The sequence below is a fragment of the Colwellia hornerae genome (assembly GCF_007954355.1).
Lineage (GTDB): Bacteria > Pseudomonadota > Gammaproteobacteria > Enterobacterales > Alteromonadaceae > Colwellia_A > Colwellia_A hornerae.
The window spans coordinates 40,810-58,070 of the sequence record NZ_VOLR01000016.1; the positions used below are offsets into that span (position 1 = coordinate 40,810).

The 17,261-nt window shown below is 39.6% G+C and carries 16 protein-coding genes; 1 reads left to right on the top strand and 15 read right to left on the bottom strand.

From position 1 onward, the window contains the following. Positions 1-4: 4 nt before the first annotated feature. Both metL and metB read right to left on the bottom strand, forming a co-directional pair. A complete protein-coding gene (gene metL / locus ESZ26_RS12260) occupies positions 5-2,455 on the bottom strand; it encodes a bifunctional aspartate kinase/homoserine dehydrogenase II (protein WP_146799784.1) in 2,451 nt (816 codons plus the stop codon). Positions 2,456-2,496: 41 nt separating this feature from the next. After that, on the bottom strand, positions 2,497-3,654 hold the full coding sequence (gene metB, locus ESZ26_RS12265) for a cystathionine gamma-synthase (RefSeq protein WP_146799785.1): 1,158 nt from the start codon (positions 3,652-3,654) through the stop codon (positions 2,497-2,499). Between the two features lie 183 nt (positions 3,655-3,837). On the opposite strand from metB, the gene metJ reads away from it, so the two are divergent. Then, positions 3,838-4,167 (top strand): met regulon transcriptional regulator MetJ, encoded by a 330-nt coding sequence (gene metJ, locus ESZ26_RS12270; protein WP_146799786.1) that lies wholly within the window; start codon positions 3,838-3,840, stop codon positions 4,165-4,167. Positions 4,168-4,189: 22 nt separating this feature from the next. On the opposite strand, the gene ESZ26_RS12275 is transcribed toward metJ, so the two are convergent. The 13 genes from ESZ26_RS12275 to tsaE all read right to left on the bottom strand — a co-directional run bounded on the left by ESZ26_RS12275 (position 4,190) and on the right by tsaE (position 17,144). Then, positions 4,190-4,543 carry a hypothetical protein gene (locus tag ESZ26_RS12275; RefSeq protein WP_146799787.1) on the bottom strand — a complete coding sequence of 118 codons (354 nt, stop codon included), beginning with the start codon at positions 4,541-4,543 and terminating at the stop codon, positions 4,190-4,192. 316 nt (positions 4,544-4,859) lie between these two features. Beyond that, positions 4,860-6,101, bottom strand: coding sequence for a malic enzyme-like NAD(P)-binding protein (locus tag ESZ26_RS12280; protein ID WP_146799788.1), 1,242 nt, complete (start codon positions 6,099-6,101; stop codon positions 4,860-4,862). A gap of 554 nt (positions 6,102-6,655) precedes the next feature. Continuing rightward, positions 6,656-7,954 carry an adenylosuccinate synthase gene (locus tag ESZ26_RS12285; protein WP_146799789.1) on the bottom strand — a complete coding sequence of 433 codons (1,299 nt, stop codon included), beginning with the start codon at positions 7,952-7,954 and terminating at the stop codon, positions 6,656-6,658. Positions 7,955-8,098: 144 nt separating this feature from the next. Further along, the gene (locus ESZ26_RS12290) at positions 8,099-8,287 is read right to left on the bottom strand and encodes a DUF2065 domain-containing protein (RefSeq protein ID WP_146799790.1); all 189 of its coding nucleotides are present in this window, start codon (positions 8,285-8,287) and stop codon (positions 8,099-8,101) included. A 27-nt stretch (positions 8,288-8,314) separates the two neighbouring features. Beyond that, positions 8,315-8,479, bottom strand: coding sequence for a DUF2065 domain-containing protein (locus tag ESZ26_RS12295; protein ID WP_146799791.1), 165 nt, complete (start codon positions 8,477-8,479; stop codon positions 8,315-8,317). A gap of 85 nt (positions 8,480-8,564) precedes the next feature. Beyond that, positions 8,565-9,452 carry a protease modulator HflC gene (gene hflC / locus ESZ26_RS12300; protein WP_070375093.1) on the bottom strand — a complete coding sequence of 296 codons (888 nt, stop codon included), beginning with the start codon at positions 9,450-9,452 and terminating at the stop codon, positions 8,565-8,567. A gap of 3 nt (positions 9,453-9,455) precedes the next feature. After that, on the bottom strand, positions 9,456-10,601 hold the full coding sequence (gene hflK / locus ESZ26_RS12305; RefSeq protein WP_146799792.1) for an FtsH protease activity modulator HflK: 1,146 nt from the start codon (positions 10,599-10,601) through the stop codon (positions 9,456-9,458). Between the two features lie 54 nt (positions 10,602-10,655). Next, positions 10,656-11,963 carry a ribosome rescue GTPase HflX gene (hflX, locus tag ESZ26_RS12310; RefSeq protein WP_146799793.1) on the bottom strand — a complete coding sequence of 436 codons (1,308 nt, stop codon included), beginning with the start codon at positions 11,961-11,963 and terminating at the stop codon, positions 10,656-10,658. Between the two features lie 86 nt (positions 11,964-12,049). Continuing rightward, complete coding sequence (gene hfq, locus ESZ26_RS12315; protein ID WP_070375096.1) at positions 12,050-12,307, bottom strand: RNA chaperone Hfq; 258 nt, start codon at positions 12,305-12,307, stop codon at positions 12,050-12,052. A gap of 102 nt (positions 12,308-12,409) precedes the next feature. Next, positions 12,410-13,375 carry a tRNA (adenosine(37)-N6)-dimethylallyltransferase MiaA gene (gene miaA, locus ESZ26_RS12320; RefSeq protein ID WP_146799840.1) on the bottom strand — a complete coding sequence of 322 codons (966 nt, stop codon included), beginning with the start codon at positions 13,373-13,375 and terminating at the stop codon, positions 12,410-12,412. Between the two features lie 4 nt (positions 13,376-13,379). Continuing rightward, complete coding sequence (mutL, locus tag ESZ26_RS12325; protein ID WP_146799794.1) at positions 13,380-15,287, bottom strand: DNA mismatch repair endonuclease MutL; 1,908 nt, start codon at positions 15,285-15,287, stop codon at positions 13,380-13,382. 31 nt (positions 15,288-15,318) lie between these two features. Beyond that, a complete protein-coding gene (locus ESZ26_RS12330) occupies positions 15,319-16,623 on the bottom strand; it encodes an N-acetylmuramoyl-L-alanine amidase (RefSeq protein WP_146799795.1) in 1,305 nt (434 codons plus the stop codon). Between the two features lie 38 nt (positions 16,624-16,661). Continuing rightward, the gene (tsaE, locus tag ESZ26_RS12335; protein WP_146799841.1) at positions 16,662-17,144 is read right to left on the bottom strand and encodes a tRNA (adenosine(37)-N6)-threonylcarbamoyltransferase complex ATPase subunit type 1 TsaE; all 483 of its coding nucleotides are present in this window, start codon (positions 17,142-17,144) and stop codon (positions 16,662-16,664) included. Between the last annotated feature and the right edge of the window lie 117 nt (positions 17,145-17,261).

A 17,261-nucleotide genomic window follows, 5' to 3' on the forward strand; every position in this document is an offset into this window, starting at 1 on the left:
TATATTAATTTAAGCCTTTGATTTTAACTTGATGTTTTTTACCGGCAAGTTGCTGACAAATAGTCACCAAATCTGCGTGTAAGCCACCTGCTGTCACATCACGGCCAGCGCCTGGACCGCGAATAATAAGGGGGTTATCTTGATACCAATGGCTCTTTATTAGAAAGATATTATCGCCCGGCGTCAAAGATGCAAAGGGATCATTCTTGGCAAGCGCGGCAAGGTAAACCTTCGCGCTCAATTGACCTTTTTCGTTAACCACGAATTTTGCAATATAACGAATACACGCTTGCTTTGCCGATGCTACAGCGAGTTGTTCAGCAAAGTAATTATCTAAGTCTGCTGACTTTGCTAAAAATTCTGTGGTTGATAATGCTTGTAAGGATTCTGGTACTAAATTTTCGCACTCAATATCATCAAGTGACAATTCAAAGCCCGCCATGCGCGCTAATATCAGTAATTTTCGTTGTACGTCTCGTCCTGATAGATCTTCTCGAGGATCGGGTTCAGTAATACCTTGTGACAACGCATTCAATAACAAGGTTGAAAACGGGACACTACCGTCGTAGGTTTCAAATAACCAAGAAAGCGTACCTGAAAAAATTCCTGATATTTCCGTTATTTTGTCACCACTTTTAAGTAAATCGTTAATGGCAAAATTAATAGGCAAACCAGCGCCAACGGTGGTACTTCCTAGCCATACGCTTTTATTTTCAGCCGCGGTTAACACTAATTCATTATAACGATGGGTACTCGCAGAAGCCGCCCATTTATTAGCACCAATAACATGAATGCCTTCTTTAAAGAACTCATTGTATAAATCACTAAAATGTTCGCTAGGAGTAATATCAACAACAATTAATTCATCATAAGGGTGATTCGTTAACCACGACATTAATAAGGTATTATCACAAGGCTTAGCATCTCGCTCGTAGAGCGACATCGCTTGGTTAACATCGATACCATCGGTATTAAGCAGTGCTTTTTTAGAGGTCACTAACCCAACTAAATGAACATTCTCGAGCACAGAGATTCGATTAAGTTGTGCCGGTAGCAAGGCTAAAAATCGTTGACCTATATTGCCAAGCCCTGAAACAACAACACCTATGTGTCGAGCATCTTTGGTCATATCATAGTGAATATTATTAAGTAACTCTCCGGTACAACTCTGCTGAAGAACCGCAATAATACTATGCTCACTTAATGAGTTCACCACATGCAGTACATGAGTATGTTTAAGCGCCCGTTTAAAACGCGCTTGAATATTACCTTGATTAACCACACTATGGCCAACAATCGCTATAATCGACACCGGTGTGAATGACACTTGCGTATCATGACTTGCCAGCCATTGACTGACCAACTTTTGTTGGGCTTGGTGAATGACAATAAAGCCCTGTTGAATATCACTGCATATCGCCGAAAACTCATTGCTGGCTTGTTCGCCAAATGAACCGGCTAAACTGGTCGATTTTACCAGTAACAAATCATTGAGCGAGGTAACCGACAACTCCTGTTTGGCAATTTGACCAAATTTGCCTATCTCTGTACCTGATATTTCAGGGTCAAAGCTACTTGCTACATGGAGATGTGTGCTGTGATTAGTGAGCGGTTGTAATGTTTTCGCATGCAGAACCGGGTTACCTAAGCGCCCCAACTCTTTCGCGACACCATTAGGTAAACGGTGTAATTTACGGGCAAGGGGCACAATGCGAGGGTCGGCACTATAAATACCATCGACATCAGTCCACAACGTAACATTCAACGCGCCCGACAGCGATGCAATAATGGTTGCTGAATAATCACTGCCATTACGCCCTAAAGTACAGGTTTCACCTTGAGCGTTTTTAGTGATATAGCCAGTAATAACCGCCAACTTTCCTTTTTGTAAATTTTGCTGAAATTTTTGACTACTTTGCTGGTTGTCGACCGCACAGTCTTTATCATTATTAATAACCAAAAAATCACGCGCATCAATAGCATAGCTTGGACAAACTTTTTCACTCAACACCGCTGATAATAAGCGCGCCGACCACAGTTCACCAAAGGCCAGCATATCAGCATGGTATTGGCTTGGCTGCTCAGTTAACCAAGCCGTTAATTGCCTTATATCCTCAGCCAAAACGTCAATGAGGCGTGCTGCACTGCTAGGGTTCAATAACTCACCAATTAATGCACTTTGTGACTTTTCTAAGGTCTCGATAGCCAATAAGAGACCATCACTTTTTTCAATCGCGAGATTATAAACAGTAAATAAGTCATCCGTAGTATTTCCATTGGCCGAAACAACAACTAAATCATTTAACTGGCAATTTTGACGAATAATATCTACAACCCGTTCAATACACTGAGTGGTTGCTAGGCTGCTACCACCAAATTTATGTACATGAATGGCATGTTTTGCTAGTTGATTCTTCCCTGATGATAATTGTTCTACTGAATTTGACTGTGTCATGATTAACTCATTAATGCTTCTACTAAAAATAGTCTACAACTTTAAATTTGGCTTGCCAACAAAGCTTGCTCTAAGTCATTGATAATATCACTAACATCCTCAATGCCAACAGAAATTCTGATTAAAGATTGAGTGATACCTGCTGCTATTTGTGCTTCGATTTCCATGCCAGCATGGGTCATCGTTGATGGGTGACTAATTAAACTTTCGACGCCACCTAATGATTGTGCCAAGGTAAAAAGTGATAAGTTGTCAAACAACACTTTAACCGCTTCAACCCCCCCTTTTATTTCAAAACTCATCATAGCGCCAAAATCTTTTTGCTGGCGCTTAGCAATTTCGTGACCTGGGTGGTCGATTAAACCTGGAAAATATACCGCGTTTATTGCCGCATGATTTTGTAAATATTTTGCGACAGCATTAGCATTTTCTTGATGCTGCTTCATCCGCAATGGTAAGGTTTTTAAACCGCGTAAAGCCAGATAGCTGTCGAAAGGTGAACCTGTAATACCAATACAGTTCGCCCACCACGCTAGCTCTTCACCCAGCTCTTTTTCTTTGGTCACTAACACCCCGCCGACAACATCACTATGACCATTAATATATTTAGTTGTCGAGTGAAAAACAATATCAGCGCCTAATAATAGCGGTTGCTGTAAAAGCGGTGAAAGAAAAGTATTATCGACCGCCACTAAAGCCCCAACAGCATGACTTGCTTGAGTGACCTTTTTTATATCAACTAACCGTAATAATGGGTTACTGGGTGATTCAACCAGTACTAATTTTGGCTTTTGCTGAAGCGCTTGCGCTAAAGCTTGCTCATCATTTTGATCAACAACAAGCACAGTAAATAGGCCACGTTTTGCTAAGTGGGTAAATAAACGATAACTTCCCCCATAACAATCATGTGGAATAATAACAGTATCTTTGCTCGTTAATAATTGACAGATTAAATGCACTGCTGCCATGCCCGTGCTGGTAACAATGCCAACAGCACCCTGTTCTAGATCAGCGATAGCTTGGGCAAAGGTGCTGCGAGTAGGATTGCCTGTTCTTGAATAATCGAATTGGCGCTTATTCTTGAAGCCTTTTAAAGCATAAGTACTCGATAAATGAATGGCAGGAACAACTGCACCGTGATGTTCATCACTATTAATGCCGGCTCTAACAGCTAAGGTTGCTGGTTTTTTGCTTGTCATTTTTTGCTCCAATCGGGCAGTAAAATCAAATGGATGTTTGGACGTCTATAACTCTAAACGCTTTACTTTTGTCGGTCAAGAACTTTAGACTTCTAAACTTCTACACATTCGTTATTGACTCAACGCCAACAACCAGTAAAATCTAACTTATAAAATGTAATTTAGCTAAACAAAGGTAATTAGATGGCAAAATGGAATGGCGATTATATAAAACCATACGCCGAACATGGTAAAAAAAGTGAGCAAGTTAAAAAAATCACGGTATCAATCCCGTTGCGGGTACTAAAAGTATTAACTGATGAACGCACTCGTCGACAAGTTAATAACCTTCGCCATGCAACAAACAGTGAATTGTTATGTGAAGCTTTTCTGCATGCTTTTACCGGACAGCCTCTTCCTGATGATGGCGATTTAACAAAAGACAATACAGAGGTGCTACCTAAGAGTGTGCGTGACGCATTAATAGCAAAAGGTATTACCGACTTCAGTCAGTTTGAAATTGAAGACGAGTAGTTATTCTTGGTTATATTCTTACTTAAAAAGACGCTCTGGCGTCTTTTTTTATGCCAATACGATAAGCATCTACAATAGCCAGTAGCCAGCAAATGAGGAGCGTATAGGTAAGTGTGTTCACTAATACGGGGTCAAGAATTATGGGGTTTTTTGACATTTCAGCGCTCAGTGCTTGGCTGTTAAGCGCAACTTCACCTGATTTTACTTTATCAATAAGTGGCTGATATTGAGTCATCACTTCTTTAAGATACCAATATACCGTCACAGAAAAAATTAAAATAAACAACATAGCACGTCGGTAGGCGTGATAAACCAGTTGGCCAATGCCCGGGTAAACAAGTGCTGAGAGTAAAACGGCTTTTGTTGATGTTTTCATTGTTATTCGTCCTACTCAATATTGTCACTCCTTGTCATCGGTGACAGGGCCTACAAGGATGTAGGTAATAATGGTTTGTCTAAAACATAAGGCGTACAAGACGAACTAATTCAGCGAAGGTATTGATGCCTTGGAGCTGACATCACCATTCGTCCTGAATATCGTCACTCTTTGCCATCCATGGCACCGTGACATACCATTCGTCCTGAATATCGTCACTCTTTGCCATCCATGGCACCGTGACATACCATTCGTCCTGAATATAAAAAGGAGAGTCGCGCTCTCCTTTTACAACATTGTTAATCAGTGCTACTGATTATGCCATATAGTTTTCAGGTAATGCTAAGGCCGCCACTCCAGACTCAACCGCCGCTTTAGCAACGGCAAGTGCTACTCGGCCACACAAGCGAGGATCCATCGGCTTAGGAATAATATATTCTTTACCGAAGGTCAAACTTTCCTCACCACTAGCGTCTAGTACTTCTTGTAAAACAGGTTCCTTAGCTAATTCACGAATGGCATGAACAGCGGCAATTTTCATCTCATCGTTAATAGTTCTAGCGCGAACATCTAAAGCGCCACGAAAAATAAAAGGAAAACATAAGACATTATTGACTTGGTTAGGGTAATCAGAGCGACCTGTAGCAATAATAAGATCATCACGAACAGCAAGTGCTAATGAAGGCTTAATTTCCGGATCAGGGTTTGAACAAGCAAAGATAATTGGATTCGGCGCCATCAATTTTACATGCTCAGCAGAAAGCAAATTGGGACCAGAAACACCAACAAATACATCTGCGCCATCGATAACATCTTCAAGGGTACGTTTATCGGTATTATTAGCAAACATACGCTTATATTCATTAAGATCATCACGTCGGGTATGAATCACACCTTTAGTATCAAGCATGTAGATTCTTTCGCGCTGAGCGCCACATTTGATTAATAGTTCCATACATGCAATCGCTGCTGCGCCTGCGCCAAGACAAATAATGTTGGCGTCTTTAATATTCTTACCTTGGATTTCCAAGGCATTGATCATCCCGGCAGCGGTAACAATAGCTGTACCGTGTTGGTCATCGTGAAATACCGGTATTTTACAACGTTCAATAAGTGCTTTTTCGATAGCAAAACACTCTGGGGCTTTAATATCTTCTAAGTTAATTCCACCAAAACTGTCAGCAATATTTGCTACCGTATTAACGAATTCTTCAACTGTTTTATGTTTTACTTCGATATCGAATGAATTGATACCCGCAAAGCGCTTAAATAATAATGCTTTACCTTCCATTACCGGCTTAGCCGCCATACCACCTAGATTGCCTAAACCTAAAATAGCGGTACCATTGGTAATAACAGCAACAGTGTTACCTTTGCCAGTATATTTGTAAACGTCATCTGGATTTGCTGCAATGGCGCGAACTGGTTCAGCAACACCTGGGCTATAGGCGAGTGCTAAGTCAAGGCTAGTTTCAGCGGCCGTGGTTAATTCAACACTTATTTTTCCAGGTGTTGGGAATTGATGGTAATCAAGTGCTTGTTGGCGAAAATCAGTCATGATGAATCCTATGCGTTAGGTAAATTAATTGTATTTTATATGCCATTTTTCGCGTTTTATTTTTTTTATATACAGCATCGTTATGTATAGTCGTTATCAATCAAGGTGCAGCCCGCAGAGTGCACTATCAGTGTAACGGCTATATACTATTGTAATCTTACATTTTGTTCCAACGTTATTCTTATATAAAAAAGTGCTAGAAGCTATAACAAACATACCCTTAGCCCTTTTGTATTGCACATCATAAAACTAAATATTCGCTATATAGCTTAATCTATTCATCTCATTTGTCAGTGCCTTTTATAAACTTCACTGACTTGGTAAGTTTAGTTGGCCACTTTTCTTTTTTTCAATGCACAGTAAGGAACTTACCGGTAAATTTATGCTGTTAATGCTAAATTTTCATCGATGTCACCACTAGGACTTTTTGAATTAATTAATTTGCTTTGCATTTATATTCAATAACAGTCATTTAAATCATTTATTTTTGATAAAAAAAACCACCTAAGAGGTGGTTTAATCAGTGTTATTTTAGAAAAAAGTATTCGCTATAATTACTCAGCAAACGGATTTACTAAAATAATGGTTTCATTACGATCTGGACCTGTTGAAATAATATCAACCGGTACACCTGTTAATTCTTCAATACGCTTAATATAAGCGATCGCATTAGCAGGTAAAGCGTCACGAGAAGTTGCGCCAACAGTAACTTCAGACCAACCAGGCATTTCTTCATAAACAGGGGTAATTCTGTCATAACCTTCAGCAGCTGTAGGCGGTACAGTAATAATATCGCCAGCTTCAGTGCGGTAACCTGTACATATTTTAAGGGTTTTTAAACCATCTAAAACATCAAGTTTAGTTAAACAAAAGCCTGTTACGCTGTTAACTTGAATGGCACGGTGCATAGCAACCGCGTCAAACCAACCACAGCGACGTTCACGTCCAGTAGTCGCGCCAAATTCATGGCCTACAGTACCTAAATGTTCACCGACTTCGTCATCTAATTCTGTCGGGAAAGGACCAGAGCCAACACGTGTCGTGTATGCTTTAGTAATACCTAAAATATAATCTAAATGGCGAGGTCCAAAACCACAACCGGTAGCAACGCCACCTGCAGTAGTGTTTGAAGAAGTTACATAAGGGTAAGTACCGTGATCAATATCAAGTAAAGTACCTTGTGCACCTTCAAACATAATTGACTCACCGTTTTTACGGGCTTGATCAAGAATTTCAGCTACATCAGCAACCATTTTAAGGATAACGTCACGAACTGATAAAGCATCAGCAAGCACAGTTTCATAACAAACCGGTGCAACTTTGTAGTAATGCTCTAAAGAGAAATTATGGTAATCAACAATTTCTTTTAATTTAATCGCAAATGACTCTGCACAAACTAAATCGCCAACACGTAAACCACGACGAGCAACTTTGTCTTCGTAAGCTGGACCAATACCACGTCCTGTCGTACCAATAGGCTTATTACCACGAGCGATTTCGCGCGCAGCATCTAGAGCATTATGATAAGGAAGAATTAACGGACAAGCGTCACTAATAAGTAAACGTTCACGTACAGGAACGCCTTTGGCTTCTAACATTGCGATTTCTGTCATCAAGGCTTTCGGGCATAAAACTACACCGTTACCGATTAAACATTTCACATTGTCACGTAATACGCCCGATGGAATTAAATGAAGTACGGTTTTTTCACCGTCTATTACCAAAGTATGACCTGCATTATGGCCTCCTTGATAACGTACTACGTACTTAGCTTTATCTGTGAGTAAATCAACAATCTTACCCTTACCTTCGTCACCCCATTGGGTGCCTAGAACTACGACGTTTTTGCCCATGTTTTCAATTTCGATAAAAAATTAGGCGGGGATTTTATCAAAAATCAAATAGTAGTCCAAGTAATAAATGATGATTTTTAATGCAATTTTAAAATATTCAATTAACTAAAGGGGTTATGAAAAACTTTTATCACATTCTTTAGTCTAATAACTGAGTAACCATAAAATAAATGTGCCTACTACGAGTAAGCTAATGCCAATATTACGAATGGATAAGCTTGATTGTTGCGCTAATTTTTTGACAGTATCACGCCACTTGTTGGGAAAAAGTGCAGGCATTAGCCCCTCAATAATCAGTACCAAAGCGAATGCCGTTATCAGTGTTTCTATCATGTTATATCTCCTCAATCACATCTATATTTAACTAGCAGATACGAAAAAGCCATGACAAGTCATGGCTTTTTTATCAAAAAATTGTTGCGCTAACGTTTCCATAGTGTCGCGCCACTTATTTGGGAAAAGTGCAGGAATGAGTCCATCAGTAATCAGTACCAAAGCGAATGCCGTTATCAGTGTTTCTATCATGTTGTATCTCCTCAATCACATCTATATTTAACTAGCAGATACGAAAAAGCCATGACAAGTCATGGCTTTTTTATCAAAAAGTAGTTTACTTTTTAATTTTAGCGCCTTCTTTTAAGTAGTTAAAGAAATCACTGTCGGGTTTAACCACCAAGATATCACTTTTACTACTAAAACTTTTTTCATACGCTTCAAGACTACGGTAAAAACTGAAAAACTCAGGATCTTGTCCGTATGAATCAGCATAAACTTTAGCGGCTAATGCATCGCCTTCACCACGCATTTCTTGTGCTTCTTTTTGTGCCGTCGCTAACATGACGGTTACCTTAGCATCTATCGTAGCACGGATAATTTCCGCTTGCTCTTGACCTTTAGAACGATGCTCTTTTGCTACGGCTGTACGCTCTGCTCGCATACGGTCGTAGATAGATGCACTGACTTCAGCGGGTAAATTAATCGCTTTAATACGTACATCAATAACTTCGATACCTAAGTCTTCACGACTACTTGAGGCACTTGCTAGCGCCTTAGCCATAATGCCGTCACGGTCACCAGAAACAATTTCTTTAATGGTTCGCGTACCAAACTCAGTACGTAAGCCATTATTTACTTTTTGCTTCAATAACGCGCGAGCATTCTCTACTGAACCAGAGGTACGTAAGTAGAATGTTGAAAAGTCAACAATACGCCACTTAACAAATGAGTCGACCATTAAATCTTTTTTCTCAGATGTTACAAAACGATCAGGTGCTTCATCAAGTGTTTGAATACGAGCATCAAGTCTGCGAACGTTGTTAATAAATGGTATTTTAAAGTGCAAGCCAGGTTCATAAACAATCATTTCACCTGAATTAGCATCACGTTTAATTTTTGTAAACTGAAAAACGATACCACGTTGTCCTTCAAAAACAATGAAAACAGAAGAGACGGTTAATACTGAGAATAATACAATTAGGGCAATAATAAAGTTTTTCATTGCTTAATTTCTCCCTTCGTTAAATCTGTCTGCGCGACCTGATAAATCAGGCGCAGTACTTTGGGTATTAATCGATTGATTGGCTCGAGATTGACTCTCAGGCAAAGTACGTTGACCCGAAGACTGATTTTGCATCATTTTATCTAATGGTAAATACATCATGTTATTACCACCTTCAACGTCAACCATAACCTTACTGGTATTCGCGTAAACACTTTCCATTGTTGATAAATACATACGCTGGCGAGTAACCTCTGGAGCAGCAAGGTATTCTGGAAGTAATTTGTTGAATTTAGCAACTTCACCTTCGGCATCTAATACCGTTTGTTGTTTATAGGCGATGGCTTCTTGTTCCATACGTTTCACTCGGCCACGTGCTCTTGGTTCAATACCACGGGCATAGGCTTCTGCTTCACGTAAAAAACGTACTTCATCTTCTTGTGCTGAAATAGCATCATCAAAAGCATCTTTGACTTCTTCAGGAGGACGAGCATCTTTAAAGTTGACATCGACAACAATTAAACCAAGATTATACGGGGCAATAATGTCATCTAACTCTTTCCAGACATCTTGACGCACTTTCTCACGGCCACTTGTTAAAATATCATCCATTCTAGAGTCACCAATAACGAAGCGTAAAGCACTGTCTAGTGACTGGCTTAAACTGTCGTCGGCATTAGTAACACTGAAAATATAATCACGGGCATCAACAACACGATACTGTATCTGCATTTCAACACGTACTACGTTCTCATCTTTGGTTAACATAAAACCAGAGGCAGGTAAGTCGCGGGTTGTTTGCATATCTACTGGAATAATACGTTCGGCAAATGTCCATTTCCAGCGTAAACCTGGTTCAACTGTGCCATCATATTGCCCAAAGCGTAATACGATGCCTTTCTCAGCTTCTTTAATGGTATAGAAACCACTAAATGCATAGACAAGAATACCCACAATTAGCGCAATAGCGATACCAACATTCGATGCGCCTTTCTTGCTACCACCTTTTGATGATTTTCCGCCAAAAATACCGCCAAACTTATTACCAATATCTTTTAGTAAATCGTCTAAATCTGGTGGGCCTTGATTCTTATCATCTTTCTTTTTCCAGGGGTCTTTATCATTGTTCCCCGGTTCATTCCACGCCATGGTCTTCTCCACTAACTATAAATTTAAATAAGTGCTAAAACTACTATTTACCCATTACGGTAATATATCAGTCTGTTTACGTTCAATAAAGCCTTCAATATCAGCTTCACTCAGTTTAATTAACCTATCCCACTCTCTTGCAGGCAATTTAATTTTTAATAAACAATTTCCATCTTCGTCATACCGTTCATCAACAATAGAATTTAATTGATAAAACACACCACGCAACTTACCTTCACTAGGAGGTAAGCATAAGTTATGCTTGACTATTTTCTTGCCGAGTCGTTCAGCTAGCGCTTGAAAAAGTAATTCAATCCCTATGCCTTTTTGTGCAGATAACCATACTCGTATAGGTAAACCTGTATCGTCTCTATCGATGCGTGGCTGAATATCTTCCAAAGCATCTATTTTGTTACAAATTAATAATTGCGGTACATCGCCCGCTTCGATCTCTTTTAAAACTGTTTCAACTTGTTCAATATTTTCAGTTCGTCTATCATCTGAGATATCAATGACATGCAGTAATAACTCAGCTTCACGAGTTTCAGTCAATGTTGCTTTAAAAGCGGCAACTAAATCATGAGGTAAATGGCGAATAAAGCCAACGGTGTCGGCTAAAATTGCCCGACCAACATCCTCAATTTCAATTTTTCGTAATGTAGGATCTAAGGTTGCAAATAATTGATCGGCTGCGTAAACATCTGCCTGGGTAATAATGTTAAACAGCGTCGATTTACCGGCATTGGTATAACCCACTAAAGAAATAGTCGGTATTTCCGCACGTGTTCTTGCTCTTCTGCCTTGTTGGCGTTGTTTTTCAACACGCTCTAAGCGTTTACGAATATTTACCATACGGTCACGAAGTAAGCGACGATCAGTTTCTAACTGAGTTTCACCGGGACCCCGAAGGCCGATGCCACCTTTTTGTCTTTCAAGATGCGTCCACCCGCGGATAAGACGGGTACTCATATGTCGTAATTGGGCAAGTTCTACTTGCATCTTACCTTCATGAGTTCGTGCGCGCTGGGCAAAAATATCTAAGATCAGTGTCGTTCGGTCAACAACGCGACACTCACATAAAGCTTCAATATTTTTTTCTTGCGAAGGAGAAAGGGCATGGTTGAAAAGTACCACATTGGCTTGGTGTAACTTTACCGCCTCGGCAACTTCTTCAGCTTTACCAGTACCAACAAAGAATTTAGTATGGGGTGTTGTACGTTTACCTGTGATAATAGCAAGCGCGTTAACGCCCGCAGAGCTGACAAGCATTTCAAATTCTTGTAAGTCTTCGCGCGCATTTTCATCAGGGAAATCAAGGTGAACAAGAATAGCTTGTTCACCTGCTTCATAACGATCAAACAATTGAGTATTACCTATAAACTAAATAGTTAAACCAAAAAAAAATTTGGACATTTATATTTGGCCTACAACCAAACTCAACGAAATCATTAATCTTGCTGTTCCTGACTGTAATCACCGGTTTGTGGTGCTGGCATCGTAGAAACTGCCCGTGAAGGAACAACAGTAGAAATGGCGTGTTTATAAACCATTTGGCTTACTGTATTTTTAAGTAAGATAACAAATTGATCAAATGACTCTACTTGTCCTTGTAGTTTAATGCCATTAACTAAATATATTGCTACCGGAATGCGATCACGTCGTAAAGCATTCAAAAATGGGTCTTGTAAAGATTGCCCCTTTGCCATTATTTGGCCCCTTTTTTGTTATTTTTGATAAATGTATGTAAGAGTTTTTTCTCTAGAAAACTAGTTACTTACTATGCAACTGTTTTTATTATACATCAAGGTTTAAAGTTTGCTTACAGAAGACATAATTAGTTTCAAATTATTTTCATCTTCCATATGCAACCATTGTAAATCTGGCCAATTTCTCAACCAAGTTAACTGTCTTTTAGCTAGCTGTCGCGTCGCACAAATGCCTTTGAAGACCATTTCATCATGGTCGACTTCATCATTTAAATATTCCCACATCTGTCGATAACCAACACAACGGATCGCGGGTAAGTTTTCATGCAAATCGTCACGTTGCTTTAACTTAACAACTTCTGCTTCAAAATTTTGTTCAATCATCTGTTCAAACCTAAGCGCAATACGAGCATGTAAATCTTTGCGTTCTTTGGGTGAGATAGCAAATTGTAAAACATCACCGCTAAGTCGTTCACCTTTAACTTTCGTTAAATCGGTCATGCTTTTGCCTGTTAGACGATAAACCTCTAATGCCCGCATCAATCGTTGCGGATCATTTTTGTGAATACGCTCGGCAGAAACAGGGTCTACACTAGCAAGTTGCTGATGAATATTTTCCCAGCCAAATTCTTTAGCTTCAGCTTCAATACCTTGACGAATTTTAACATCGGCCGCCGGCAGAGGTGAAATACCATCAATCAGGCTTTTAAAATACATCATAGTACCGCCAACCAATAAAGGTATGCGGTTATTTGCCCGAATTTTCTCAATTTCTAATAATGCATCACGACAAAAATCAGCAGCTGAGTAACTTTCACTAGCATCAATCAAATTAATTAATCGATGTGGATATTTGACTAATTCGTCTGCTGTTGGTTTTGCAGTGCCAATATCCATATCCCGATAAACAAGCGCAGAATCAACGCTGATAATATCGCATGGCAAGGCATCATGTAATGCCATTGCTAACGCTGTTTTACCCGATGCAGTAGGCCCCATCAAACAAATGACTGGCGGTAATTTACGGGTTTTACTGTCAATATTGTTTATTGGTAAAGCGTCGGGCATCAATTTAAGTAGCATTCGTTAACGTTGTTATTGATGATGTGAGGTCTATCAATACCGAATTCAAGCGTAGTTGCTGTTCAAAGGTTGAATTTAATTGTTGTTGACTCAAGCGGAGTAGGTTTTTAGCCTGTTGGTTATCATAAGAATCAGCAGATAATAAACTTGCAAAGGCTTGTTGCCAATCACTATTTGTTAATTCCTGCCCATCTTTTAAACACAAAAGCGTTAAGAGGTTATTGACACTCAAATTTACATCTTTATTTCTTAACAAGGCGGGGAACTCGCGCACTTGTATACTGTTCTTTGTTAAGACCGTGGCGACAATACCCATTTTTTTCAATGCATCAGTCTGCGCTTCAACAAAAGCAACTTGTGCTTGCGTTAACGAGATCTTAATCGGCAATAGTAACGGCTGACTAACAAAGTTATGTTGCCATCTATTTTTTACTTCGAGGAATTTAACCGCTTGTTCTATTTTATTTAATGCTAATAAACGCAGTTCATTGTGCAAGGTTATTACCGCATATTTTTCATCTATAACGTTGGCCAGCACCAAACTCTCGTTCTCATCAGCCTGATGTATTGAGACAGCGGCACTTTCTACATGCAAAGTTTCGCCAGACAAAGGCGTCATCAAGGTTTGATAAGCTTGCGCAGCATTTCTGCTCACTTGATTATTACTGTGCGTATAAGATGAATGATTGTTTTGACTACTTTGTTTGCTACCTTGATAGGGTTCGCTTTGCACATCGCTAACTTTAGTCAATGGTTTAATATAATCACGCGTTGCTTGATGCGGATTTTCAGGCGATTCAAGCTGATTGTCTTGTTTATAATTTACCGCACTGCTTTCAGGTTGAAGTGGTAAAGTAGCCGATGGCTGATTTTCTAATTCAGGTAACAAGCCAAGGTTAGCATTTTCACTTAACGCGTTATGACAAACCGAATAAATGAAATCATGAATATAGCGCCCTTGATGAAAACGCACTTCATGTTTTGCCGGGTGAACATTAACATCAACTTCACGGACATCAAGCACCAGAAACAGTACAAAAGCCGGGTAAGTATCTGCTGGCAACAAATTACTATAAGCTTGACGAATAGCATGATTAATTAACTTATCTCGCATCATACGACCATTAACGTAACTGAAAGATAAGTCATTTTGATTACGGGCAAAGCTCGGTAGCCCAACCCAACCTGATAATTGTAAGTCGCCATGCTGGCAGTCAATTTCCAGTGAATGTTCAATAAACTTTTGACCACAAATTTGCGCTACCCGTTTTGCATATAAGCTTTTATTATTGACTGATTTAAAATGCTTAATCACTTTCTGGTTATGCGACAAAATAAAACTAACATCAAAGCGCGCCAAAGCGATACGCTTAATGACCTCTTCAATATGAGTGAACTCTGTTTTCTCGGTGCGCAGGAATTTTCGTCTCGCGGGGGTATTAAAAAACAAGTCAACAACATCAATGGTTGTGCCATTAGGATGTGCAGCAGGTTGTAATGCTACCGCCATATCTCGCCCTTCGGCAATAGCTTGCCAGGCTGATTCTTGCTCAGCAGGTTTTGACGTTAATGTTAAGCGAGCAACCGAACTGATACTTGCCAGTGCTTCACCACGAAATCCTAGACTACAAATACCTTCTAAGTCATTGAGGTCTTTAATTTTACTGGTCGCATGACGACTTAACGCTAACGTTAGTTCATCTTTAACAATACCCGAGCCATTATCACTAATACGGATACGTTTAGCGCCACCTTTTTCAATATCTATTTTAATAGTGGTTGCGCCAGCATCTAAGCTATTTTCAACTAACTCTTTCACTACTGATGATGGGCGTTCTACTACTTCACCGGCAGCGATTTGGTTGGCAAGGCGGGCCGGAAGGATTTCTATGGTCATAAATTTTGATCTATTAACTATTTATAATAAATTAATCGGCGCGAGGTATGGTTAATGTTTGACCTATACGAACGATATTTGAGGTTAAATTGTTTGCCATTTTTAATTGTCGTATTGAAACACTATAGCGCTGTGCGACCACAGACAAAGATTCACCACGAGTAATTTTATGCTGTCGTGTTTCAATAGAGGCATAATAACTGCCCATCGGCGGTTGAATCATAAAATGATCTTTAATACCTTTAAAAATACCTTTAGCGAGCTTGCGCTGATGAGCACTAGAGTTTAAATTCTGCTCTTCTCTATGGTTAGAAATAAACCCTGTTTCTACCAAAATAGAGGGAATATCTGAAGACTTTAACACACCAAAATTACCATGTTGTGGCACTTTTTTGTGCATTTTAGTAATTTTTTTCAGTTGTTTAAGTACACTACTCGCCATACTAATGCTAACACCCTGCGAATGCTCTTTATTCATGTCTGCTAAGGTTTTTGCCAAATTGTCATCGCGGGTATTTTTGATAACACCGCCGCCACCGCCTAAGAGCTCGGAGTTGTTCGAGCGGTTACGTAGCCATTTCGCCATTTCTGATTCAACCCGTTTATGCGAGACAATCCAAACTGAGGCACCGTTAGGTTGTGGTGTTCTAAAGGCATCAGCATGAATTGACACTAAAAAATCAACTTGGTTTTTTCTAGCTATTTCGCTACGTCGACCGACCGAGACATAATAGTCCCCATCGCGCACCATGACCGCTTTCATGCCTTTTTCATTATTAATATAAGTAGCAAGTTTTTTAGCAATCGCTAACGTGACACGTTTTTCATAGCTGCCTTTACCGCCTATAGAACCAGGGTCCTCACCACCGTGACCAGCGTCAATGGCAATAAGAATATCTCGATGATCATTTTTTGGGGTATGGTCACCTTGGCTGATTTTTTCTTCATCGAATAAGTCTATCACTAAACGATCACCATATTGCCCTGCTGGTGCAAGCGGAAAAACAGCCAAAGAATAATTATCTGCTAATTCTAATACTAAGCGTGTTGTTCCTTTCACACGGGACTTACTGGTGCGGATCAGTTTTATGCGTTTATCCTTTTTAAGGATATTCTTAAAGGAGACATGATTCTTACTGTTATTAAAATCAATCACTAAACGCTGAGGATTCTTTAAACTGAAATACTTATAATCAGGCTGTTCACTGAGGTCAAAAACAATACGGGTATTTTCCGGGGCTGGCCAGACACGAACACCATCGATGCTATTACCCTGCGCTTCAAAGAAAACACTAGCGATTAATAACACCGCTAATAATAACCATCGAATATTCATTTACTGCTGCCCCTTCCTTTCGCGTCTATTAAAGCACATTAACTAAGCGCATTTATTACGAGCTCACCCAAAGCGGTTTTTGCTTGTATATTGATGGTTCTTTGTTCGTCACTATACGCTAAGTCGATACGCAAATCAGGTGCCTTGATCATACCTAGTCCCTTTTCTGGCCACTCGATAAAGCAACAACAGTTATCTGCAAAATAATCTCGAATGCCCATATACTCCAATTCTTCAGGATCTGACAAACGATATAAATCAAAATGATAGACTAACCAGTCATGCAATTCGTAAGGTTCAACTAAGGTATAGGTTGGACTTTTTACATGGCCAATATGCCCCATACCTTGCACAAAACCTCGAGTTAAGGTGGTTTTTCCCGCACCTAAGTCACCGTATAAATAAACAACAATGCCCTGTTTAAGTTGTGTTTTTACTATATCAGCCAGTTTTTTACCCATGGCGATAGTGGCAGATTCATCGGCTAATAAGCCCTGTTTGTTGCTCAGTATTTCTTTCATTGATTTTATTCTAAAGTTTCTTATTAATAAATTGGCGGTAACGGACAATAAGTCATTTGCTAGCATAGCAATTTTACCGGGCTTTTGTGCAACAAAATTATCCGTAATTAACAGTGT